Here is a 22741-nt window from a genome sequence, read left to right on the forward strand (position 1 = left end):
CTGCCCATGAATTTCAATCTGACCGAGGATCAGCGCGCCTACTGCGAGGCCGCTACCGCCTTTGCCAACGAGGCGCTCAAGCCCAATGCCGCCCGCTGGGACAGGGAGCACGAGTTCCCCATCCCCACCATCAGGGAGGCGGCGGCACTGGGCTTTTGCGGCCTCTACACCCCGGAGCAGTACGGCGGTCTTGGCCTGTCACGGCTCGATGCCAGCCTCATCTTCGAGCGTCTGGCCATGGGCTGCACCTCCACCACGGCCTATCTCACCATCCATAACATGGTGAGCTGGATGCTGGGCAGCTGGCTACCGAGTGAGGTGGCAGCAGAGTGGGTGCCAAGGCTTAGCTGCGGCGAGCTGCTGGGCTCGTATTGTCTCACCGAACCGGGGGCGGGATCGGATGCCGCCGCCCTCAAGACCCGGGCGGTGCGCGATGGCGATGACTACCTCATCGAGGGCAGCAAGGTGTTCATCTCGGGGGCGGGCAGCACGGATGTGCTGGTGGTGATGGCCCGTACCGGAGGGGAGGGGGCCAGGGGCATTTCTGCCTTTATGGTACCCGCCGATACGCCCGGTGTGAGCTACGGCAAGGCAGAGGAGAAGATGGGCTGGCACAGCCAGCCGACCCGGGAGGTGGCCTTCAACGCCGTGCGCATCCCAACCCGATACCGGCTGGGGGAGGAGGGAGAAGGGTTCAGGTTCGCCATGCAGGCCCTGGATGGCGGGCGCATCAACATCGCCAGCTGCTCGGTGGGCACCGCCCAGCAGGCGCTGGATGACGCCCTGGCCCATGTGCAGCAGCGCCAGCAATTTGGCCATCCCATCGGCGAATTCCAGAGCGTGCAGTTTCGTCTGGCGGACATGGCCACCGAGCTTGCCGCCGCCCGCCTGCTGGTGCGCCAGGCTGCCGACAGGCTCGATGGCGGCAGCCCGGACAAGAGCGCCTGGTGCGCCATGGCCAAGCGTCTGGCCACGGACGTGGGCTATCGGGTCTGCGACGAGGCCCTGCAACTCTTTGGCGGCTATGGTTATATCCGCGAATACCCGCTTGAACGCTACCTGCGTGACACCCGGGTCCATCGCATTCTGGAGGGAACCAACGAGGTGATGCGACTCATCATCGCCCGCCGCCTGCTGGCGAACCCTTCCCTGATCCTGGAATGAGGGGCGCCAGATGCCGCCCACACACAAGGATGATCCCATGACGAGGATACAGCTCGAATACCATGGCCACGTGGCCTACATCACCCTCGACCATCCCCCCGCCAACACCTGGACCCTGGCCAGCCTGCGCGCCTTCGTGCAGATGATGGCCGAACTCGATGGCAAACCCGAGATAGTGGCCCTGGTCGTGCGCGGGGCCGGCGACAAGTTCTTCTGCGCCGGCGCCGATCTCAAGATGTTTGCCGATGGCGATAGCCAACATGCCGAGCAGGTGGCCCAGGCCTTTGGCGAGGCGTTCGAAGCCCTGGCCCGCTTTCACGGGGTCAGTATCGCCGCCATCAATGGCTTTGCCATGGGAGGGGGCCTGGAGGTGGCGCTGGCCTGCGACATTCGCATCGCCGAGCAGCAGGCCATCATGGGGCTGCCGGAGGCGTCGGTGGGCCTGCTGCCCTGCGCTGGCGGCACCCAGCGCTTGACCGAGCTGGTGGGGCCGGGCTGGGCCAAGCGTATGATACTGTGCGGCGAGAAGGTGGATGCCACCCTGGCCTATCAGATCGGCCTGGTGGAGGAGGTGGTCAAGGTGGGTCGCGCCTGGGAGGCGGCGCGCCAGATGGCGGCCCATGCCGAGCGCCAGAGCCCGGCCGCCCTGCGCGCCTGCAAGCAGCTCATCAACGAGGGGCGCCGTCGCCCCAGGGATCAGGCCCTGCCCATGGAACGCACCCTCTTTCTTCGTCTCTTCGAAGACCCCAATCAGCGGGAGGGGGTGGCCGCCTTTCTCGAGAAACGGGCGCCGCGCTGGCGTTATGGGGAGACAAGCGAGCGCAATGAAGCGAGCCAGCAGCCAGGATGAGGGGGTATCGATGACGTCTGAGATGAGAGAGGGAGTCCGGGCAGAGCGGTTGCCGACCCGGGATGGCCGATGGCTCGGGGTGTTGACCCTGGACAGCCCCGCCTCCCTCAATGCCTTGAGCCTGCCGATGATCCAGGCCCTGACTCGGCACCTGCGCGACTGGGAGCAAGATCCCCGGGTGTGCGCCGTGCTGCTGGAGGGGGCAGGGGAGAAGGCATTTTGCGCCGGGGGGGATATCCGCTCCTTCTACCATGAGCGCCAGCGCATGAGCGATGGCGAGCTGTTTCGCTATGCGCGGGACTTCTTCTTGCAGGAGTACCGGCTCGACCTGTTGATCCACCAGTATGGCAAGCCCCTTGTCTGCCTCGCCGACGGCATCTGCATGGGGGGGGGCATGGGACTGCTGGCGGGGGCCCGTTTTCGGCTGGTCACGGAATCGAGTCTGCTGGCCATGCCGGAGGTGAGCATAGGCCTCTACCCCGACGTGGGGGCGAGCTGGTGGCTGAGCCGCCTGCCCGGGCGGCTCGGACTCTGGCTCGGCCTCACCGGGGCCCGCTGCAACGGCGCCGATGCCCTGGGGCTGGGGCTGGCGGACTGGGCCCTGGCCCGCACCGATCGCCCGCGCCTGATGGCGTCGCTGCTGGCGCTGGACTGGCAACAGGAGGGCGAGGCCCTGGATGATGCGCTGGCGTTGTGCTTTGCCGCCCTGGCGGATCAGGCGACCCTGCCGCCCCCCCTCTTGCTGCCCTGTCGGGATCAGATTGATGCCTTGCTGGCGGGCCTCAGCCTGGAAGGGGTATTGGCCCGCCTGTTCGAGGCCCCCCTGGAGGGGGCGCTGGCCCAGCAGCGTGAGACCTGCCGCGGCGGCAGTCCCTTGAGCCGGGCCTTGCTGTGGCGTCAGTATTGGCAGGGGCGCCACCTCTCCCTGGCCGAGGCCTTCGCCGAGGAGCTGACCCTGTCGGTGAACTGCGTGCTCAGGGGCGATTTTATCGAAGGGGTCAGGGCGCTGCTCATCGACAAGGACAAGGAGCCTCACTGGCAGGGGCCCCAGGCCCTGGACGGGATCGCGGACTTCTATCGCTGGCCGGCCCTGGCGGGAGAGACGGACAACCCGTTGTGGCGCGAGCTGAAGGAACAAACGGACAAGCAAGGGAGAGCATCATGATCACAGGGGTAGGGTTTATCGGCCTTGGCAACATGGGGGGGCCCATGGCGGCCAACCTGGCCAGGGCGGGGCTGAGGGTGCAGGTGTTCGATCTGCTGCCCGATCATCTTATCGCCGCCGGGCAGGCGGGTTGTCATTGCGCCGCCAGCGCCGCCCAGGCGGTCGCGGGCTGCGATCTGGTGATCAGCATGCTGCCCGCCGGGGAGCATGTGGTGGGACTCTGGCTCGGCACGGGATCTGGGGACATAGTGGGCAACGGCCTGCTGGCGGCCCTGAGCCCGGACACCCTGGTCATCGACTGCTCCACCATAGACGTGGCCTCGGCCCGCGCCGTGGGGGAGGCCGCCAGGGCCCTGGGCCATCGCTTCATCGATGCCCCCGTCTCCGGCGGGGTGGCCGGGGCCGTGGCCGGTACCCTCACCTTCATCGTCGGTGGCGAGCGTGCCGATTTCGAGGCGGCCAAGCCCATCCTGGCCCACATGGGGCAGAACCTGTTCCATGCCGGGGCCCTGGGGGCGGGCCAGATCGCCAAGATGTGCAACAACATGCTGCTCGCCATCCAGATGGCGGGCACCGCGGAGGCCCTGGCGCTGGGGGTGAAGGAGGGGCTGGATCCGGCCGTGCTCTCCGGCATCATGGCCAAGAGCTCGGGCAGCAACTGGAGCCTGGAACGCTACAATCCCTGGCCCGGGGTGATGGAGAAGGTGCCCGCATCGCGCGGGTATGAGGGGGGCTTCATGACCCGGCTCATGGTGAAAGACCTTGGGCTGGCCATGGCCCTGGCCGAGCATGCCCACAGCGCAGTCCCCCTGGGGGCCCTGGCCCGCAACCTGTTCAACCTGCACGCCAGCCGGGGGGAGGGGGAGAGGGATTTCTCCAGCATCCTCAACCTCTATCGGGAACCCGAGTGAGGCGAGATGGCCAAGGGGCGGGCCGCCGCGGGCCCGTCGACAGAGACAAGGAGGAGCCGAGATGGAACTGAACAACAAGCTGATCGCCGTGACAGGGGCGGGGCGGGGACTGGGGCGAGCCATCGCCCTGGCATTGGCGGCACGGGGGGCCAGGTTGGCCCTGATCGATGTCAACCGGGCGGATCTTGAGATCACCGAGGCCGAGCTGCAGAGCCGGGGCGGAGTCTGCTCGCTCCATGTCTGCAACGTGGCCGACGAGCAGGAGGTGGAGGCGAGCTTTGCCGCCATCCAGCACCTGGGTTCCCTTGCCGGCCTCGTCAACTGCGCCGGGATCCTGCGGGACGGCATGCTGATCAAGGTGAAAGGGGGAGAGCTGGTGGAGAAGATGAGCCTGGCCCAGTGGCAGGCGGTGATCGACGTCAATCTGACCGGCATCTTCCTGTGCGGCCGCGAGGGGGCGGCCCTGATGGCGCGCCACGGCGAGGGAGGGGTCATCATCAACATCTCTTCCATCGCCCGGGCCGGCAACATGGGGCAGAGCAACTATGCCGCCAGCAAGGCGGGGGTGGCGGCCCTGGTGGTGACCTGGGCGCGGGAGCTGGCGCGCCACGGCATCCGGGTGATGGGTATTGCCCCCGGGGTGTTCGCCACCGAGATGACGGCGGCCATGAAACCCGAGGCCATGGATCGCATGCTGCAAGCGATCCCCGCGGCTCGCCTGGGGGAGGCCGATCAGCTGGCCGATGCGGTGGCCTTCATTCTCGGCAACGACTATCTCTCCGGACGCATGATAGAGCTGGACGGCGGCTTGCGGCTCTAGCTCAAGACGGCCACAGGCGGCCAGCGACGGGGAGCCCTGGGCTCCCCGTCGCCATTTGCAGTGGGCGCCATTTGCATGGCCATGCAGCCATGCCATGGGGCGTGCAGAGGGAAAAGATGGCGGGATCTGACCCCAATCCGGCAGAGTTTGACCCAGCTCACACGCCGATCCCCGTACTTCTGTAAAATTGCGCCCGGTCAAGGTGGTCAACGATTGATATGGCGAAGGATTGCGAGCCGTATAGTCATGCAATATAGTTGCCGCCTTTTTCAGGGGCAGGGATAGTCGCTCCCAGATGATGCGAGTCGAATTGAGCAGGGATCCTCAACCGCCGCCCAGACAAGCAACAGGATAGCGATGGACAAGAAACTCGGGCTCGGTGCGCTCATCTCCCTGGTGATCGGCTCCATGATAGGGGCGGGGGTGTTCAGCCTGCCGCAGAATATCGCCGCCCATGCCAGCGTCGGGGCCGTGGCCCTGGGCTGGACCATCACCGGGCTTGGCATGATCTGCCTGGCCCTGGTCTATCAGACCCTCTCCCTGCGCCGCCCGGATCTCGATGGCGGCATCTTCAGCTATGCCAAGGCCGGTTTCGGCGACTTCGTCGGCTTCAACGCCGCCTGGGGTTACTGGATCTGCCAGCTGCTGGCCAACGTCTCCTATGCCGTGGTGGTGTTCAGCGCCCTGAGCTACTTCTTCGACACCCCGGACAGGGTCATCTTCGGCGATGGCAATACCCCGATCGCCATCACGCTCGCCTCTCTGCTCATCTGGTCGGTACACGCCCTGGTGCTGCGGGGGGTGCAGGTGGCGGCCCTGGTCAACATAGTGACCACCATCGCCAAGATGGTGCCCCTCATCGTGTTCTGCGTCGCCGTGCTGCTTGCCTTCAATCTGGATACTTTCACCCTGGATATCTGGGGCCAGGGCAATAGCGAGCTTGGCTCCGTGATGGAGCAGGTCAAATCCACCATGAAGGTGACCCTCTGGGTCTTCATCGGCATCGAGGGGGCCGTGGTGGTGTCGGCCCGGGCCCGCCATCGCAAGGACGTGGGGCGCGCCACAGTGCTGGCCCTGCTCGGTGCCCTGACCCTCTACGTCATGGTCACCCTCTTCTCCCTGGGGGTGATGAGCCAACCCGAACTGGCGACCCTGAAAAATCCCTCCACCGCCATGATACTGGAGGCCGTGGTCGGCCCCTGGGGCGCCTGGCTCATCAACATAGGTCTGGTGATCTCCGTGATGGGGGCCTTGCTGAGCTGGACAGTGCTGGCGGCTGAGGTGCCCTTCATCGCCGGCAAGACAGGGGTCTTTCCGGCCTGGTTCGCCCGGGAGAACGAACGGGGCTCTCCCAGAGTCGCTCTCTGGTGCTCCACCTGCCTGGTGCAGGCCTTCCTCATCATCATCTATTTCCAGAGCAGCACCTATCTGGCCCTGGTCAACATCACCACGGCCGCGGCCCTGGTGCCTTACGTCTTCTCCGGCGCATATGGTCTCAAATTGGCCCTGAGTGGCCAGACCTATCAGGGCCAGCCCCATCAGCGCAAACGGGACATGCTGCTGGCCCTGGTGGCCACCGGCTACGGCTGCTGGCTGGTCTATGCCGCCGGGATCGAGTACCTGCTGCTGGTGGCCCTGCTCTACAGCCCGGGCATCTTCATCTACTGGAAGGCGCGTCAGCACCATGGCCTGCGTGGCCTCAACCGGCTGGAGCAGGGGATGACGGCGGCCCTGCTGGGGTTTGCCGTGCTGGCCTTCTACAAGGTGATGGACGGTACCATTCCTCTGAGTTAGTCGGCACAATAGCGAGGTGGCCCCTGGGCCACCTCTTTTTTTTTGCCCAGGCCGTCGTCCAGCCGGACGGCCGCCTGGGCTGGTCACAAGGACACGAGATGCTGTTTCTGGGTTATCTGTTGCTGGGAGCCTTTGCGGGCATATTGGGGGGGCTGTTTGGCATAGGAGGCGGCCTCATCATAGTGCCCGTGCTGGTGGTGAGCTTTCATGCCCAGGGCATTCCCGGCGAGATAGTGACCCACCTGGCCCTTGGCACCTCCATGCTCACCATGATCTTCACCGGCCTGAGCTCCCTGCGGGTGCACTACAGCAAGGGAGTGGTACAGTGGCCCCTCATTCGCCGGCTGGCGGGGGGCATGATGGTGGGGGCCTGGCTCGGCGGCATGACGGCCAACCTGCTCAGCGCCGGCACCCTCAATCTCATCATCGGTTGCTTCGCCTGGGCCATGGCGCTGCAAATGGGCCTCAATCTGAGGCCCAAGGCGGAGCGGCACCTGCCCGGCCCGGTGGGAACAGGCATCGCCGGCACCCTGATTGGCTGGCTCTCCGCCATGTTTGGCATCGGCGGCGGCTCGCTGACCGTACCCTATCTCACCTGGAACAGCGTGCCCATGAAGCAGGCGGTGGCCGTCTCGGTGGCCGGCAGCATTCCCATCGCCCTGGCGGGGAGCCTGAGCTATCTCTACGCAGGCTGGGGTCATGCCGCCTTGCCAGCATGGAGCCTGGGCTATGTCTATCTGCCCGCCTGGCTTGGCATAGTGCTGACCAGTACCCAGTTTGCCCGACTCGGCGCCCGGTTGGCCCATCGCCTCTCTCCCCAGCGTCTGCGCCAGGGATTTGCCCTGCTGCTGCTGTGCGTCGGTGCCAAATTCATGATTTTTAGCTAGATTGCCGACTCTTTGCCCAGGTTGCTGGAAAATCCGTCAGTCGGGGCGCAGCAGGGCAGAAAGCCATTGCATTGACCGGCCAGTTTGCCTATTCTCCTCGCCGGTGGTCCTATTGGTCCTCTCGCATTGATAACCCGTCGACCTGGTCAGGACCGGAAGGTAGCAGCCAAGGTGGGGGACTCGAGTGCCGGGATGTGGCTGGTAGGGCCACCACCTGTTTCTGCCATTCAATAAGTTAGCCTCCAGGAGCCCCTTGGTCATCCACTCTGTGTGGACGACAGGAGCGCTCGACATGAATCTCTGGCTCAGTCCCCACGGCATCTGGTATTACCGGAAAGTCACCACGCTCCCCTGTGGTCGTCGCAAAGAGATCAAAAAATCCCTGCATACCCGAGACAAGCTTTGTGCACGCCACAAGGTGACCCAGCTGCTTGCTGCCTGTGTGCGTTCCAGACCCAAGCCCATTCAGTTACCCGCAGACGCCACAGTCGACCCACAAGAACAATCAGTCACCCAGCCCATGACTCCGGCAACCAAACCGCTTGCTCCGCTCCTGTCGGATGAATCGCCCCTGCTTTTCTAGCTGCTCAGCCGTTTCTATTAACGCAATCTTAATGGTTTGGCGCGTTTGGCAAGTAAATTGGCGCGTTCTGCATATAGGTTATGTCTTGCCCCTTGTATTGTTCTGTTCTGCCTCAATTTGTGACCAATCTCCCGTTTTGGCGACGATTTGACCATCGCACATCACGTTTTTTTTCCTATTCCACAATTGGAATCATCTATATGAAAAACATACATATTTTACGGTATGACGCATCGCCTTTGTTGGTAGTGTTGACCTTGGGTACCCTGTTGCTTGCCGGTTGCAACGACAAGTCCGTCCCAGTATCGATGGCGCCGCCCGAGGTGAGCGCGGCGCAGGTTGTGTTCAATCCGGTGACCCAGTGGGATGAATACAGTGGCCGCATTGAAGCGATTCAAAGTGTCGAACTGCGTCCCCGTGTATCTGGGTATCTCGAGAGCGTGAACTATCGGGAAGGTCAGGAGGTGAAACAAGGCGATGTGCTGTTCACTATCGATGCCCGCAATTACCGCGCCGAGCTGGCGCGTGCCAATGCACAGCTTGCTCGTGCGACCAGTGTGGCGGCACAGAGCCGCAACGAAGCGCGCCGCGCCAAGGTGCTGGTCGCCCAACACGCCATTTCTACCGAGCTGTGGGAGCAGCGCAACGCTGCCGATAAAGCGGCCCAGGCCGATATGATGGCGGCCCAGGCGGCGGTCGATACGGCAAAGCTCAATCTGGAATGGACCCAGGTACGCGCGCCGATCGTCGGTCGGGCAGGGCGTGCACTGGTGACCAAGGGCAACCTGGTCACGGCAGACGGCGCTGCGAGCGTGCTGACCACACTGGTGTCGCAAGACAAGATGTATGCCTATTTCGACATCGATGAGAATGCATTCCTGCGTTACACCCAGCGCGCCCGCACTGACCTCGGTGGCAACAGCGCCAAGATCCCGGTTCAGGTCGGGCTCTCCAATGAGGAGGGCTTCTTCCATACCGGCGAGGTCGACTTTCTCGACAACCGGGTGGAGCGCAGCAGCGGCACCCTTCGCGTACGCGCCATTCTGGATAACAAAGATCGCTTTTTGACCCCAGGTCTGTTTGCCCGTGTACGCCTGCAAGGTGGCCGCATTCCCGATGCCGTGCTGATCGACAACAAGGCCCTGCTGACTGATCAGGACCGTAAATATGTCTATGTGGTCGACAAAGATGGCAAGGCCCAGCGTCGTGACGTGATTCCGGGACGGGAAGCCGAGGGGCTTCGCATCATCGAGAAAGGATTGGTAGCTGGCGATCGCGTGATCATCGAAGGCTATCAGAAAGTGTTCATGCCGGGCATGCCGGTGAACGCCAGAGAGGTGCCGATGCAGGGCGCTGCAGCATTGACGGCGGCGATGAAATGACCGCCCCAATGTCCACCGCGGCGCGTGTGCTGACGCGCCCGGTCTCTCTCGAACAGTCTGTTTAAGGACCTATTCCATGGGCTTTTCCCGTTTCTTTATTGATCGGCCAATTTTTGCGGCTGTGCTGTCGATCGTGATCTTCGCTGCCGGATTGATCACCATTCCGAACTTGCCGGTGAGTGAGTATCCGGAAGTGGTGCCGCCGTCGGTAGTGGTACGAACCGTCTATCCGGGCGCCAACCCCAAGGTGATCGCTGAAACCGTGGCCACGCCGCTGGAAGAGGCGATCAATGGCGTCGAAGGCATGATGTATTTCAAGTCGGTGGCTGGCTCTGACGGCGTGTTGCAGATGACCATCACCTTCCGTCCGGGCACTGATCCCGACGAGGCCGCGGTCAAGGTACAAAACCGTGTGGCGCAGGCACAGGCTCGTCTGCCGGAAGATGTGCGCCGCCAGGGCGTGACCACCCAGAAGCAGTCTCCGACGTTTCTGATGGTGGTGCATTTGACTTCGCCAGGCGGCAAGTACGACACCCTGTACTTGCGTAACTACGCGCGTCTGCATGTGAAAGATGCGCTGGCGCGGATCCCGGGGGTGGGGGATGCCCAAGTGTTTGGTGGTGGTGACTATGCCATGCGCGCCTGGCTTGACCCGGACAAAATTGCCTCTCTGGGCCTGACGGCCAGTGATGTGGTCAGCGCCATGCGCGAACAGAACGTGCAGGTGTCGGCTGGCCAACTGGGTGCCGAGCCGATGCCAAACAGCCAGTTCCTCACGCTGATCAACGCCCAGGGGCGTCTGCGCAGCGAGCAGGAATTCGGCGATATCGTGCTGAAAAATGGCGATAACGGAGAAGTGGTGCGTCTGGCCGATGTGGCCCGCGTTGAGCTCGGCGCCGGCGATTACACCCTGCGCTCCCAGCTCGATGGCAAGAATGCGGTCGGTATCGGTATCTTCCAGTCGCCGGGCGCCAATGCGCTCGAGATCCGCGATGCGGTCATCAATGCGATGAACCAGATGCAGAAGACCTTCCCGTCTGATGTGAAGTATGAAGCTGTTTACGACACCACCATCTTTGTGCGTGATTCGATCAGTGCGGTGGTGGACACCCTGCTCGAAGCAGTATTGCTGGTCGTGCTGGTGGTGATCCTGTTCCTGCAGACCTGGCGTGCCTCGATCATTCCGCTGATCGCCGTGCCGGTGTCGGTGGTGGGGACCTTTGCTGCCCTCTATGTACTGGGTTTTTCCATCAACACCCTGAGCCTGTTCGGTCTGGTGCTCGCCATCGGGATTGTGGTGGACGATGCCATCGTGGTGGTGGAGAACGTCGAGCGTAACATCGAAGAGGGGCTCTCGCCGGTGGCTGCGGCGCATCAGGCGATGCGTGAAGTCTCCGGGCCGATCATTGCGATCGCGCTGGTGCTGTGCGCCGTGTTTGTGCCGATGGCGTTTTTGTCCGGTGTCACCGGCCAGTTCTACAAGCAGTTCGCCGTCACCATCGCCATCTCGACCGTGATCTCGGCCATCAACTCCTTGACCTTGTCGCCGGCGCTGGCCGCTCGTCTGCTCAAACCGCACGATGCGCCCAAGGATGGCCCGAGCCGACTGATTGACTACTTGCTGGGATGGTTGTTCCGTCCGTTTAACAGGATCTTCAAGTCGAGCTCCGAGCGCTATGAGCGCAGCATCTCCCGTATCCTTGGTCGCCGTGGCGCCGTGTTTGTGGTTTATGCCCTGCTGCTCGGCGCTACCGGTGTGATGTTCAAGCAGGTGCCACCCGGATTTATCCCGACCCAGGACAAGCTCTATCTGATCGCCGGGGTAAAACTGCCGGAAGGTTCGTCGATTGCCCGCACCGACGAGATGCTGCGCAAGGTCGCCCAGATCGCACAAGAGACCGACGGGGTGGCGCACACCATTTCGTTCCCGGGTCTTAACGCGCTGCAGTTCACCAACACACCCAATACCGGGGTGGCGTTCATACCGCTCAAGCCGTTTGCGGAGCGCAATGGTCGCACAGCGGCCCAGATCAATGCCGAGATAAACCAGAAGATCGCTGGTCTGCAAGCGGGCTTCGCCTTCTCGATGATGCCGCCGCCGATCCTGGGGCTCGGCAGCGGTAACGGCTATCAGATGTTTATCGAGGACCGTGGCAATTTCGGTTACGGCAAACTGCAAGAAGCCGTGCAGGCCATGCAGGGCACAGTAGCCCAGACACCGGGCATGGCGTACCCAATTACGAGTTATCAGGCCAACGTGCCGCAACTCGATGCCCATGTGGATCGCGTCAAAGCCAAGGCGCAAGGGGTCGCGCTGACCGAGCTGTTCGATACCTTGCAGACCTATCTGGGTTCGACCTATGTGAACGACTTCAACCAGTTTGGTCGTACCTGGCAGGTGATTGCGCAGGCGGACGGGGCGTTTCGCGATAGCGTGGAGGACATCGGCAAGCTGCAAACCCGCAATGCCCGCGGCGAGATGGTACCGATCGGTTCGATGGTGACCATCAAGGAAACCTACGGTCCGGACCCGGTGCTGCGTTTTAACGGCTATCCCGCCGCCGATCTGGCCGGTGAGGCCGATCCGCGCATGCTTTCGTCGGCACAGGTGATGGGCAAATTGACCGATATCGCCGGGCAGGTATTGCCGGTGGGGATGGCCACCGAGTGGACTGACTTGAGCTATCAGCAGGCCACTCAGGGCAATGCCGCCTTTATCGTCTTCCCTGTGGCTATCTTGCTGGTGTTCCTGGTGCTGGCGGCACTGTATGAAAGCTGGACCCTGCCGCTGGCGGTGATCCTGATTGTGCCGATGACGCTGCTCTCGGCGCTGTTCGGGGTCTGGATGACAGGTGGTGATAACAACGTCTTCGTTCAGGTGGGGCTGGTGGTGCTGATGGGGCTGGCGTGCAAGAACGCCATCCTGATCGTCGAGTTTGCCCGTGAGCTGGAGATGGACGGTCGTGGCATTGTCGAGTCCGCGTTGAAGGCATGCCGGCTGCGGTTGCGCCCGATTGTGATGACATCAATCGCCTTTATCGCCGGCACGGTTCCGTTGGTGCTCTCCACGGGCGCCGGGGCGGAGGTGCGCTCGGTGACCGGTATCACGGTCTTTGCCGGGATGCTGGGGGTGACGCTGTTTGGCCTGTTCCTGACCCCGGTGTTCTACGTGGCGCTGCGTAAGCTCTCCGGTCGGCCCTTGGTCCAGCATGGCGAGTCGACCTTCGTGGGCGATCCGCTCTGAATTCGGGCGCATTCCAACCTCTTTTTGGACGAGTGACTTTGCTATGTATGTGAACTCGAAAGCCAATCCATTCCGTCGCGTGCTCACAGTGAGCCTCGCCGCACTGTTGTCAGCGTGCAGTGTCGGACCGGACTTTGAACGTCCGGCCCTGCCGGCCGTGAGCAGCTATGCCCGTTTGGAGGCCACAGAGCGTCAAGAGCCGGCTCCTGATGCGGGGCCGGCGTTCTGGCGCGGATTTAACGACCCGGAGCTCACCAAACTGGTTGAGCTTGCCCTGCGTCATAACCACGATGTGCAGCTGGCACTGGCCAATTATCAGCAGGCCAATGCCATGCTGGGTAGCGCAAAGTACGACTTGCTGCCTTCGCTCACCGCCAGCTCGCAGGCAAGCAATGAGCGCAGCAGTGCCAGTCAGCAGCCCGGCGTCGCGGCTGCCGATCGCGATTATCACCAATATCAGGGTAGTGTCGGCTTTAGCTGGGAGCTGGATCTGTTTGGCCGCGTGCGGCGTTCCGTGGAAGCGCAGCGCGCCGACACCCGTGCCAGTGCCGATGATATGGCTGCCATGCAGGTGGCGGTGGTGGGGGAACTGGCCCAGACCTACTTCCAGCTGCGCGGCTGGCAGGAGCAGCTGGGCATCGCCCGTGACAACGCCGCCAACCAGGCGCAAACCCTGTCGCTGTTGCAACTGCGGCAAGGGGCGGGCATGGCCAGCGCGTTTGATGTGGATAGAAGCCGTACCCAGCTCGAAACGACCCGCGCCAGCATCCCGCCACTGGAGGCGCAAATTGCGCTGGCCACCCACCGGATTGGCGTGCTGACCGGTAATGTGCCGGAGTCATTGATTAGCGAGCTGGCGGCGCCGGCAGCGCTGGCGCAGTTGCCTGCCAATGTGCCCATGCAGGCGCCCGGCGAGCTGCTTCGCCGCCGTCCGGATGTGGCTGCTGCCGAGCATCGCCTGGCCGCGTCGACAGCGCGCATCGGTGTGGCCACTGCCGATCTCTTCCCCCGATTTACCCTGGGGGGCTTGATCGGTACTCAGGCATTGGATGCCGGCTCTCTGTTTGCACAGGACAGTGAGACCCGGTCGCTGATACTCGGTGTTGATGGCTCATTCTTGAATGTTGGCCGCGTTCGCGCGCGTATCGCTGCCAGCAATGCGCAGGCAGCCGGTGAGCTGGCCAGCTATCAGAAGGCTGTCCTCACCGCGCTGGAAGAGACCGAGAATGCACTGGTTCAGGTGTCACGCAGTGAGCAGCAGCGCCAGCATCTGGAGCAGGCTGCTGCAGCCAGCGTGCGTGCCACCGAGGCGGCCAAGGTGCGCTTCGACCAGGGCGCCATCGATCTGCTGGCGTTGCTGGATGCCGAAAACGTGCGTCTGCAAAGCCAGGATGCGTTGGCACAGAGTCGGGTCGGATATACCCTGGCCGTGGTGTCGCTCTACCGAGCCATGGCCGGCGGTTGGCCGGAATATGTGGCCGATGAGGCATCCAACAAAACCTGAGCAATGGGCCCTTGGGTGAGCCGATGACATGGCACCTTCACATATCAAGAACGTGAATGACTGCATGGTGTGATGTCAGATATTTTTTTGCTAACAAGCGGCATTGGCCCACCAATGCCGCCAAGCGGTATCAGCGACCTGACAAGGTCACGTTATCTACTTTGATTGAGTACACCACACGATGATCGATCGTTTTCGAATTTCCAAACAGTGGATGCTGCGCATTGCAGAGCGGGGTCTCTCGTTAGAGATGTTGCAGCGCAAAGCCGGACTGCCTGAGCTGTTTTTTCAGCAAGATAAGATCTATGCCTCCACGGCAGAGTTGTTTTCCCTGTGGAGCACGATCTCAGACCATTGTGGCGATGTGGCATTTGGTCTCACGTTGGGTGCAGATATGCGACTCGAGCGCAATCATCCGATGGCGATTGCGGCGGTGTGCAGCAGTTGTTTACGAGATGCACTGCAGCGTCTGGCCCGTTACAAACGGGTCGTCTGCCCGGAAGAGATCCGTGTCGAGGTAAACGGCGATGAGGTGATCATCGGCTCCCATTATCTGGCAACCAGTGAGCAACCGCCCCATATCATGACTGATATGGGCTTCTCTTGGATGACGGCCATGGCACGACACAGCTCTGACGGGCATATTCGCCCGCTGCGCCTCGAATTGACGCGTGGCCCCGAGCATCGTGCGTTGCTGGAGGGGCACTTTGGCTGCCCGATCACCTTCAATGCGTCGCGCAATGCGCTGGTGTTTCGCTCCAGCGATCTGGATTTTCCCTTTTATACCCACAACGAAGAGCTGCTCGCCGTGATTGCCCCGCAGCTCGATGCCGAGTTGCAGGAGCATGACCAAAACACCAGAATCACCTACGCGGTGAAACAGGTGCTGAAACGCACTCTCGCAGGCCGGCGTCCGACGCTGCAATCGTTGGCCAAAGAGCTGGCGATGAGTACGCGAACTCTGCAACGGCGGTTGACCGATGAGGGCATCACTTTTCAGCAACTGGTGGAGGAGACCCGCCGCGAACTGGCGCGCTCCTATTTGCAGACTGGCGCGATAGAGCCCAACGAGACGGCGTACCTGCTCGGCTACGAAGATTCCAACTCGTTTTATCGAGCGTTCAACGGCTGGGAGGGGGTATCTCCCGGTGAGTGGCTCGAGTTGCAGCGCAGAGTCGCCAGAGGTGCGGTAGAGTATGGTTCTGGAAGGGGGGCGTTTGAGGCTTGAAGCGAACCGGCGTTTCAGTCCAGGTAATGGTGAGACACTCGTATCGCGGCTTAGCGGCCGAATGAGTCGCTTTGGCCGCGCAGCTATCCAGAGTCCATAACAAGATCATCCTGGCCTTCTCGGCCTTTTGAAATGCACCTCTCTCCTCCATGACTGACAATATTCACAGCGGCCATTGGCTTCTACGTCTTTGACGAGCTTTCTCTATATTGAAAAATTCAGCCCACGAGTCCTGACGGAAAAGTGGGCTGAGCAATATAAAAACACTTCAATTACTGATAAAAAATGACACTCTCACTAAGGGGGGCTTTATTAATCCTGTATTGATTTGCGGGGTGAGTCATGTCGGGGTAACCCAGAGAGATGCCAAACAGCAATTTCGATGACGTTTCAATAGCGAGTACTTTGCGAATGGTTTCGCCGTAAAAACCCAGCATAGTCTGCGGCACACCGCCTAAGCCGTGAGCAGTCAGAGATAGCAGAAGCGTCTGAGCGTACATGCCTATGTCTCCCGCTACACGAACGTTATCGCCCACTTCCGGCATAAAAAGCAGCGCAACATGTGGCGCACCAAAGAATTCCAGGTTACGACGTGAAGCATGGCGACGCTGATCATAAGCATCGCGTTTAATGCCGATAGCCTGATAATAGGCCGCGCCTTGCTCTTTGTAACGTTCACGATAGACGCCAGGGAAATCATTGATGCCAAAACTGAAATCCGGCGTCAACTGTCCTGCGTCATCCGCCGCTAACATGGCCTTGCTCAGTGCATCTTTTTTTGAACCTGAGACAAGATGCGTTTGCCATGGCTGGGTATTACAGTTTGAAGGTGAGAGCTGTGCATCCTCCAATACCGAACGGAGAATGCCTTCCGGTACAGGTTGAGGAAGAAAATGACGCACTGAATGACGTTTACGCACGACATCCCGAAAAAGCATTGATTCAGACATAATGTACCTCTTATAAAAGTCAGGCATAAAAACCATTTCTGTCTGACTAATGGATTTGACAACGAAAAATCCTGTGCCGGTGGACACCATATTCTCGACATGATTGCCGGGCCTCACAGTCTGCTACTGCGGATGGATGCCATTAATCGCTTTAAAGTGTCTTGTTCGTCTAGCCTATGTCCGAGATTTTACCCTTTGCAAAATGGAATGGAATGGCCAAAAATAAGAACTTAATGACCAAGCATGGAAAGAAAAATGGATTTCAACGCAACCAAATTGTTCATCGCGGTAGTGAATGCAGGTAGTTTTTCCGCCGCAAGTGAAAGAATATCAGTTCCGATAGCAACGTTAAGTCGTAAAATTAATGAGTTAGAACAGGAGTTGAAAGTCCAGCTCCTGGAGCGCTCGCGGCAAGGCGTTAAACCCACCTACAAAGGGCAACAATTCTTTGAACAGGCCCGTCTGGGTGTGGAGTTACTGGAGGATGCGCATAAGTCCGTCACTGCAACCCATTCACTGCAGGGGAAATTGCGCCTGTCTATCCCACCAAATTTTTCATTGTGGTGGGATTTATTGATTGAATTTCAGCAACGTTACCCTGATATCACAGTGTTCTGTCATTCCAGCGAAAGGGTCGTTGATTTGTTCGGCGACAGTATTGATGTGGCGCTCAGGTTTGGTGACCTGCATAGCGATGATGTCATAGCCAAATTACTTATGAACCTGGAAACGGTGTTTGTAGCAAGTCCTAAATTATTAGCTGATCGCGGTACTCCTGAGACTCTCACAGAAATGGCCCAGCTTCCAGTCGCTGCCTGGGAGAGTCTGAATTATGGTTTTTTTGAATGGGCTTCTGGAGCCGAAAAAGTTAAATACACCCCCTTCTTTTCCACTAATCACTTGCAGGCCATAATTCATTACGCTCTGAACGGTAAGGCGGTTGCTCAGTTACTGGATTTTTCGGCCAGACCCTGGCTAGAAAGCGGTGAACTGATACAGCTTTTGCCAGGCATAGCTACTCAAAAAATTCCGCTACACCTTGTGTACTCTCGTCAAAAACACCCTTCAGCACTGGTGCGAGCATATATTGATTTTTGTACGGAATGGATTGGAAAGCTGGCCTGAAGTTATAGCTAACCCTGATTAACTATCAGGGGTCCTGTCATTACAACTTGTAAGTAGGCTTGACGTAGAATATTTGCCATCTTACAAAAGACCTCGGAAATACCTGAGCGCAGAACATAGGTAGAATGTCATGATAAAGCTCCGGAGCATAGCTTTTCCGGAGCTGGGTTAATCATGAAACAGCGAGTGTTATTTCATTATCTTAGGAAAGGCAGTTGTCCGATATAATCCATCTTCCCGATCCTAACACCTTTGTGTCGAAGGATCGCGTATGCTGTCACCATGTGAAAGTAAAAGTTGGGAACTGCGTGTTGGTAGAAATAATCTATACCAAGGAAAGCTCCGGCCCAGCCCGGAGGGGCAACTATTCTTTCTTCCCAACCTGAGAAGTCGTTTTCTTTCATCGATGTGACATATCCGATGGTCTTTTCAATGCTAGTTTTGAGATCCTGGATCGTTTCTTCAGCGTCTCCAAAAACCGGAGCCTGTTTGCCGGTTAAGACTGAGGTGGCTAGTCTCGCAGTATCACACGCCATCTGCACCTGACTCGTGAAGGGCAACATATCTGGTGAAAGACGGGAGTTCAAAAGAACGTCTGGTTCAAATTCATTCGCCTCAGCATGCTTTTGTGCTTTATCGATAAGAAGGGAAAGATTGCGGAGCATTTTTGTGAACTGCATTATTTGTGCATACATCATGAATGTCCTTTTGTATGTGGTGATGTGATGGCGCCCCAGCTCTTCTTAGATAGTTTGGATCCCGATGGAATTAGTCGGTATGAGACCGAATCCTGTATATCCACCCTCGTTCTTTTACCAAGGGATGTTGCAGCTTATCGCTGGTAGCGCATAGCTAAATATATAGTGCTGCAACAACGAGGTTCATTTTTAAATTTCGCTCCAATTCGGATGGATAAATTTTATCCCTCTAAAGATGGAATGGAAGCACTAATAATAAAAACCTAATTCTCAATAATGGAAATTAGCGTGGATTTTACCGCAACAAAAATGGCTCATCATGGTAGTGAATGTCGGAGGGCTGTTGATCAAATTCTTCGTGGGGTAGCTGTTCCCCAACCCTTCGTGAACACTCATTCCAATAACTGGCGAGCAGGTAGACCAAGCCCTGTCATCTTGTTCATTTCCTTCACACCTGCCAGGGTCTCGCTCATCTGGGTATTGTTGTCGACGGTCTTGGCGCGCGTGCTGATACAGCTATAGTCCAGCGATTGCAAAGGCCCCGCCATTAATTGGAACAAGGTGTTGATGAAGTCTTCCATGGTTCGCAGCGACAACTCGAGCTGACTGCAATATAAAGATGCGATAACCATGTGTGAGCAATGGTAGGGGCGATTCACCATGGCGTCTGGCCATCGTCTGTATGCCCGTTGTTTGAGGCGTTGTTGGGTAACCCCGGCGCCTTGTCTGCGGTTGTGAACCACGTGACCTGAGGTCGGTGCAATGCGTCCTGCTGGCATGTCACTGGGCCCGCGCATGGCAGGCCCCGCGACGGTTTCACTCAAGGGGGGCGACGGCAACCTGCCGCTTGAAGGGGGTGGGCTTGCCGGCCTTGCGCTGTTCCGAGACCAGGATCAGCAGGCGCTGCAGGGCGATGAAGCAAAACAGCAGCAGGCCGATGATGATCTTGGTCCACCAGGAGCTGAGAGTGCCGTCGAAGTTGATGTAGGTCTGGATCAACCCCTGGATCAGCACCCCGAACAGGGAGCCGAAGACGGTGCCCACCCCGCCGCTCAGCAGGGTGCCGCCGATGACCACGGCGGCGATGGCATCGAGCTCCACCCCGACGGCGGCGAGCGGATAGCCCGCCGAGGTATAGAGCGCAAACACGATGCCTGCCAGGGTCGCCAGGGTGGTGGAGAGCAGGTAGATGCGAATGGTGGTGTGGCGCACCGAGATCCCCATCAGGGCTGCCGAAGTGGCGTTGCCGCCGATGGCGTAAACGTTGTTGCCAAAGCGGGTGCGGTTGGCGAGCAGGATGCCGAAGACCACCACCGCCAGCATGATGAGGGCCAGCAGGCTCAGGCGACCGCCCCCCGGTATCTTCCACGACAGGCTCGACAGGTAGGTGAAGGTGGGGTGATCGATGGGCAGGGACTGCTCGGAGATGAGAAAACTGGCCCCCCGCAGGAAGAACATGCCCGCCAGGGTGATGATGAAGGCGGGGATCTTCAGGGTGTCGATGAGCCAGCCCATGAGGGCGCCAAAGCCTGCTCCGAGTACCAGCACCAGAGGGATGGCCAGCACGGGGCTGACGCCCAGCTTCCCGATGAGGGTTGCCAGCAGCACGCCGGTGAAGGCGATGACGGCCCCGACCGACAGATCGATGCCCCCCGAGAGGATGACGAAGGTCATGCCCACCGCCACAATTCCCAGAAACGCGTTGTCCGTCAGAATGTTGCAGATGATGCGGGTGGACATGAAGGCAGGGAAGGAGGCCAGGCAGAGCAGATAGCCCAGCACGAAGACCATGATGGTCACCATCAGGGGGAGGTTGCGTTTAAACATGGCGAGTCCCTCGCTGGAAGAGGTGGTTGAGGGCCGGTGATTGCATGACCAGCACCGCCAGCACCACCAGGGCTTTGACGATCTGGTTCCACTGGGGTTGGTAGCCGGAGAGCAGGATCCCGGTGTTCACCCCCTGGATGATCAGTATGCCGATCAGGGAGAGGGCGAGGTTGAAGCGCCCCCCCATCAGGGAGGTGCCCCCTATCACCACCGCCAGAATAGCGTCCATCTCGAGCCAGAGCCCGGCGTTGTTGGCATCGGCACCCCGGATGTCGGCGGCGACTATCATGCCGGCGACGGCGGCCATCATGCCGCTCAACAGGTAGGTGGCGATCACCACCATGGGGGTGTTGAGCCCGGCGTTCTTGGCGGCCTTGATGTTGATCCCCACCGCTTCGATGAAGAGGCCGAGGGCGGTGCGCTTGGTCAGTAGCCAGAGCAGCAGCGCCATGCCCAGGGTGATGATGACCGGGGTGGGCAGATAGAAGAGGGAGCCGCTGCCGATCCAGGCGAGTGCGTCGTTGTTGAAGGTGATGATCTGCCCCTCGGTGATGAGCTGGGCGATGCCCCGGCCCGCCACCATGAGGATCAGGGTGGCGACGATGGGCTGGATCTTGAACACCGCCACCAGCAGGCCGTTCCACAGGCCGCACAGAAGGCCCACCCCGATGACGGCGGCGAAGATGACTGGCAGGCTGTGACCGCCGGTGGCCAGGCTGGCCATGGTGGCCCCGCTGATGGCCATGACGGCTCCCACCGACAGGTCGATGCCGCCGGTGGCGATCACCAGCGTCATGCCGAGGGAGAGCAGGGCCACCGGGGCACAGCGGTTGAGGATGTCGATGAGGCTGCCAAACAGCCGCCCATCCTGGATGTGGATGGCGAAGAAGTTGTCGGCGACCAGGGCATTGATGAGCAGCACGCACACCAGGGCGGCGCACTGGGCCGAGCCCGTGGGCCACTCCCTGCGGGCGCGCGACCCCTTGGCGAGGGGAAGAATGGATGACGTCATATCAGGCCTCACATGCAATGGCGTTCATGATGGCAGGGACGCTCAGGGCGTCCGTCGCAAGCTCTGCCACCTGTTTTCTGTCACGAAGGACGATCACCCGATCGGCATAGCCCACCAGCTCCTCGAGCTCGGAGGAGATGACCAGCAGGGCCAGCCCGTTGGCGCAGAGGGATTCGATGAGGCGGATGATCTCGGCGTGGGCCCCCACGTCGATGCCCCGGGTAGGCTCGTCCAGGATCAGGAACTGGGGTTTGGTGAGCAGCCAGCGGGCGAGCAGCACCTTTTGCTGGTTGCCCCCGGAGAGAAACTGGATGGGCTGCTCCGGTCCCGGGGTCTTGATGGCCAACTGCTCGATGAGGCGGGCGGTGATCTCGTCCTGCTCCTTGCGAGACAAGGGATGCAACCAGCCCCGCTGGGCTTGCAGGGCCAACACCATGTTCTCGCGCACCGAGGCCGAGGCGATGATGCCGGCGCTCTTGCGATCCTCCGGGCAGAAACCAAAGCCGTTGGCGGCCGCCTGGCGTGCAGAGCGGATGGTCACCGGCTTGCCCCGCACCCGGCACTCGCCGCAATCCTTTGGCACTATGCCGAACATCAGCTCGGCGGTTTCGGTGCGGCCCGACCCGAGCAGGCCGGCGAGGCCCACTATCTCCCCGGGCATGACGTCGAGACTGAAGGGGGCGATGACCCCCCGCTTGCCATAGTCCCTGAACGACACCATGGGCTGGTGGCTGCGCAGTGTCTTGCCCGCCCGCTTGAGGGCATTGTCGTCCAGCTCGCGTCCCAGCATCATCTTGACCAGCTCCAGTTGTGGCAGTGCCTGGGTGTCGCGGGTGCCGACCAGCTCGCCGTTGCGCAGCACCGTGATGCGATCGCTGATGGCGTAGACCTGATCGAGAAAATGGGTGATGAAGATGAGGCTCACCCCCTGATCCCGCAGGCGCGTCATCAGGGAGAAGAGCATCTGGACTTCGCTGGCATCCAGGCTGGCGGTGGGCTCGTCCAGGATCAGGATCCTGGCGGAGAGTGACACCGCCCGGGCGATGGCCACGATCTGCTGCATGGCGACCGAGTAGTGGTCGAGGGGCAGGGTGACATCCATCTCGAAGCCGTGGCTGGCCATGATGGCGCTGGCCTGCCGGGTCATGGCGCCCCGGTCGATGAAGCCGAAACGGCGGGGCTCATGGCCGATGAAGAGGTTGTCCGCCACCGACATGTTCGGCAGCAGGTTGACCTCCTGATAGACGGTGCCTATTCCCAGACGCTGGGCATGGGCGGTGTCCGTGGGGGAGATGGGGACGCCATCGAGTTCGATACGGCCCGCATCACGCTGATAGACGCCGGTGAGGGTCTTGACCAGGGTGGACTTGCCGGCCCCGTTCTCGCCGAGCAGCGCCATGATCTCTCCCCGGCGCAGGGAAAAGTCCACTTGGTGCAGGGCTCGTACTCCGGGAAACGCCTTGCATATTCCACGGGCATTCAATACGACATCGTGAGTGTTCTCTGACATGAACATTGGCTCTCCGATATAACACGCCATATCGCAACCCAGCCGATATGGCGTGTTATTCAACTGGCAGGCTCAGCGGGCGAGCGG

General features: G+C 60.4%; 18 protein-coding genes, 1 other RNA gene and 1 pseudogene. 14 read left to right on the plus strand and 6 right to left on the minus strand.

Annotation, left to right across the window (positions count from 1 at the left end):
• Positions 1-6: 6 nt before the first annotated feature.
• The 13 genes from ACEUCR_RS00140 (at position 7) to ACEUCR_RS00200 (ending at position 15532) form a co-directional block, all read left to right on the plus strand.
• Positions 7-1164, plus strand: a complete 1158-nt coding sequence (locus ACEUCR_RS00140; RefSeq protein ID WP_408787403.1) for an acyl-CoA dehydrogenase family protein — start codon at positions 7-9, stop codon at positions 1162-1164.
• A 37-nt stretch (positions 1165-1201) separates the two neighbouring features.
• Positions 1202-2014 carry an enoyl-CoA hydratase gene (locus ACEUCR_RS00145; protein WP_408787404.1) on the plus strand — a complete coding sequence of 271 codons (813 nt, stop codon included), beginning with the start codon at positions 1202-1204 and terminating at the stop codon, positions 2012-2014.
• Positions 2015-2036: 22 nt separating this feature from the next.
• Positions 2037-3179, plus strand: coding sequence for an enoyl-CoA hydratase/isomerase family protein (locus tag ACEUCR_RS00150; protein ID WP_408788992.1), 1143 nt, complete (start codon positions 2037-2039; stop codon positions 3177-3179).
• Positions 3179-4090, plus strand: coding sequence for a 3-hydroxyisobutyrate dehydrogenase (mmsB, locus tag ACEUCR_RS00155; protein WP_408788993.1), 912 nt, complete (start codon positions 3179-3181; stop codon positions 4088-4090). Before ACEUCR_RS00150 ends, mmsB begins: the two co-directional genes overlap by 1 nt.
• Positions 4091-4151: 61 nt before the next feature.
• Positions 4152-4910: an SDR family NAD(P)-dependent oxidoreductase gene (locus ACEUCR_RS00160; RefSeq protein ID WP_408787405.1), complete on the plus strand. Its 759-nt coding sequence runs from the start codon at positions 4152-4154 to the stop codon at positions 4908-4910.
• A gap of 357 nt (positions 4911-5267) precedes the next feature.
• A complete protein-coding gene (locus tag ACEUCR_RS00165; protein ID WP_408787406.1) occupies positions 5268-6704 on the plus strand; it encodes a basic amino acid/polyamine antiporter in 1437 nt (478 codons plus the stop codon).
• Positions 6705-6802: 98 nt separating this feature from the next.
• Positions 6803-7591, plus strand: a complete 789-nt coding sequence (locus tag ACEUCR_RS00170) for a sulfite exporter TauE/SafE family protein (RefSeq protein WP_408773883.1) — start codon at positions 6803-6805, stop codon at positions 7589-7591.
• Positions 7592-7701: 110 nt separating this feature from the next.
• Positions 7702-7798: signal recognition particle sRNA small type (ffs, locus tag ACEUCR_RS00175), an RNA gene on the plus strand.
• Between the two features lie 85 nt (positions 7799-7883).
• Positions 7884-8174, plus strand: coding sequence for a hypothetical protein (locus ACEUCR_RS00180; RefSeq protein ID WP_408787407.1), 291 nt, complete (start codon positions 7884-7886; stop codon positions 8172-8174).
• Positions 8175-8374: 200 nt separating this feature from the next.
• Positions 8375-9556, plus strand: coding sequence for an efflux RND transporter periplasmic adaptor subunit (locus ACEUCR_RS00185; RefSeq protein WP_408787408.1), 1182 nt, complete (start codon positions 8375-8377; stop codon positions 9554-9556).
• A gap of 76 nt (positions 9557-9632) precedes the next feature.
• The gene (locus ACEUCR_RS00190; protein WP_408787409.1) at positions 9633-12800 is read left to right on the plus strand and encodes an efflux RND transporter permease subunit; all 3168 of its coding nucleotides are present in this window, start codon (positions 9633-9635) and stop codon (positions 12798-12800) included.
• A 43-nt stretch (positions 12801-12843) separates the two neighbouring features.
• Positions 12844-14304, plus strand: a complete 1461-nt coding sequence (locus tag ACEUCR_RS00195; protein ID WP_408787410.1) for an efflux transporter outer membrane subunit — start codon at positions 12844-12846, stop codon at positions 14302-14304.
• 181 nt (positions 14305-14485) lie between these two features.
• A complete protein-coding gene (locus ACEUCR_RS00200) occupies positions 14486-15532 on the plus strand; it encodes an AraC family transcriptional regulator (RefSeq protein WP_408787411.1) in 1047 nt (348 codons plus the stop codon).
• 272 nt (positions 15533-15804) lie between these two features.
• Here the strand turns inward: ACEUCR_RS00200 and ACEUCR_RS00205 are convergent, their stop codons facing one another.
• Positions 15805-16482, minus strand: a complete 678-nt coding sequence (locus tag ACEUCR_RS00205; protein WP_408787412.1) for a nitroreductase — start codon at positions 16480-16482, stop codon at positions 15805-15807.
• 255 nt (positions 16483-16737) lie between these two features.
• On the opposite strand from ACEUCR_RS00205, the gene ACEUCR_RS00210 reads away from it, so the two are divergent.
• Positions 16738-17607: a LysR family transcriptional regulator gene (locus tag ACEUCR_RS00210; protein WP_408787413.1), complete on the plus strand. Its 870-nt coding sequence runs from the start codon at positions 16738-16740 to the stop codon at positions 17605-17607.
• Positions 17608-17804: 197 nt separating this feature from the next.
• Here the strand turns inward: ACEUCR_RS00210 and ACEUCR_RS00215 are convergent, their stop codons facing one another.
• The 5 genes and pseudogenes from ACEUCR_RS00215 to ytfR all read right to left on the minus strand — a co-directional run bounded on the left by ACEUCR_RS00215 (position 17805) and on the right by ytfR (position 22654).
• Positions 17805-18305 (minus strand): DUF1993 domain-containing protein, encoded by a 501-nt coding sequence (locus ACEUCR_RS00215; RefSeq protein ID WP_408787414.1) that lies wholly within the window; start codon positions 18303-18305, stop codon positions 17805-17807.
• A 485-nt stretch (positions 18306-18790) separates the two neighbouring features.
• Positions 18791-18901: pseudogene (locus ACEUCR_RS00220) on the minus strand (IS5/IS1182 family transposase); the annotation flags it as partial.
• A gap of 220 nt (positions 18902-19121) precedes the next feature.
• On the minus strand, positions 19122-20132 hold the full coding sequence (gene yjfF, locus ACEUCR_RS00225; RefSeq protein WP_408787415.1) for a galactofuranose ABC transporter, permease protein YjfF: 1011 nt from the start codon (positions 20130-20132) through the stop codon (positions 19122-19124).
• Positions 20125-21144, minus strand: a complete 1020-nt coding sequence (gene ytfT, locus ACEUCR_RS00230) for a galactofuranose ABC transporter, ATP-binding protein YtfT (RefSeq protein ID WP_010674605.1) — start codon at positions 21142-21144, stop codon at positions 20125-20127. The genes yjfF and ytfT overlap by 8 nt, the downstream gene beginning before the upstream one ends.
• A 1-nt stretch (position 21145) precedes the next feature.
• Entirely contained in the window at positions 21146-22654 is a 1509-nt protein-coding gene (gene ytfR / locus ACEUCR_RS00235) for a galactofuranose ABC transporter, ATP-binding protein YtfR (protein ID WP_408787416.1), read from the minus strand.
• Positions 22655-22741: the final 87 nt, after the last annotated feature.

The organism is Aeromonas bivalvium (assembly GCF_046078285.1).
Lineage (GTDB): Bacteria > Pseudomonadota > Gammaproteobacteria > Enterobacterales > Aeromonadaceae > Aeromonas > Aeromonas bivalvium.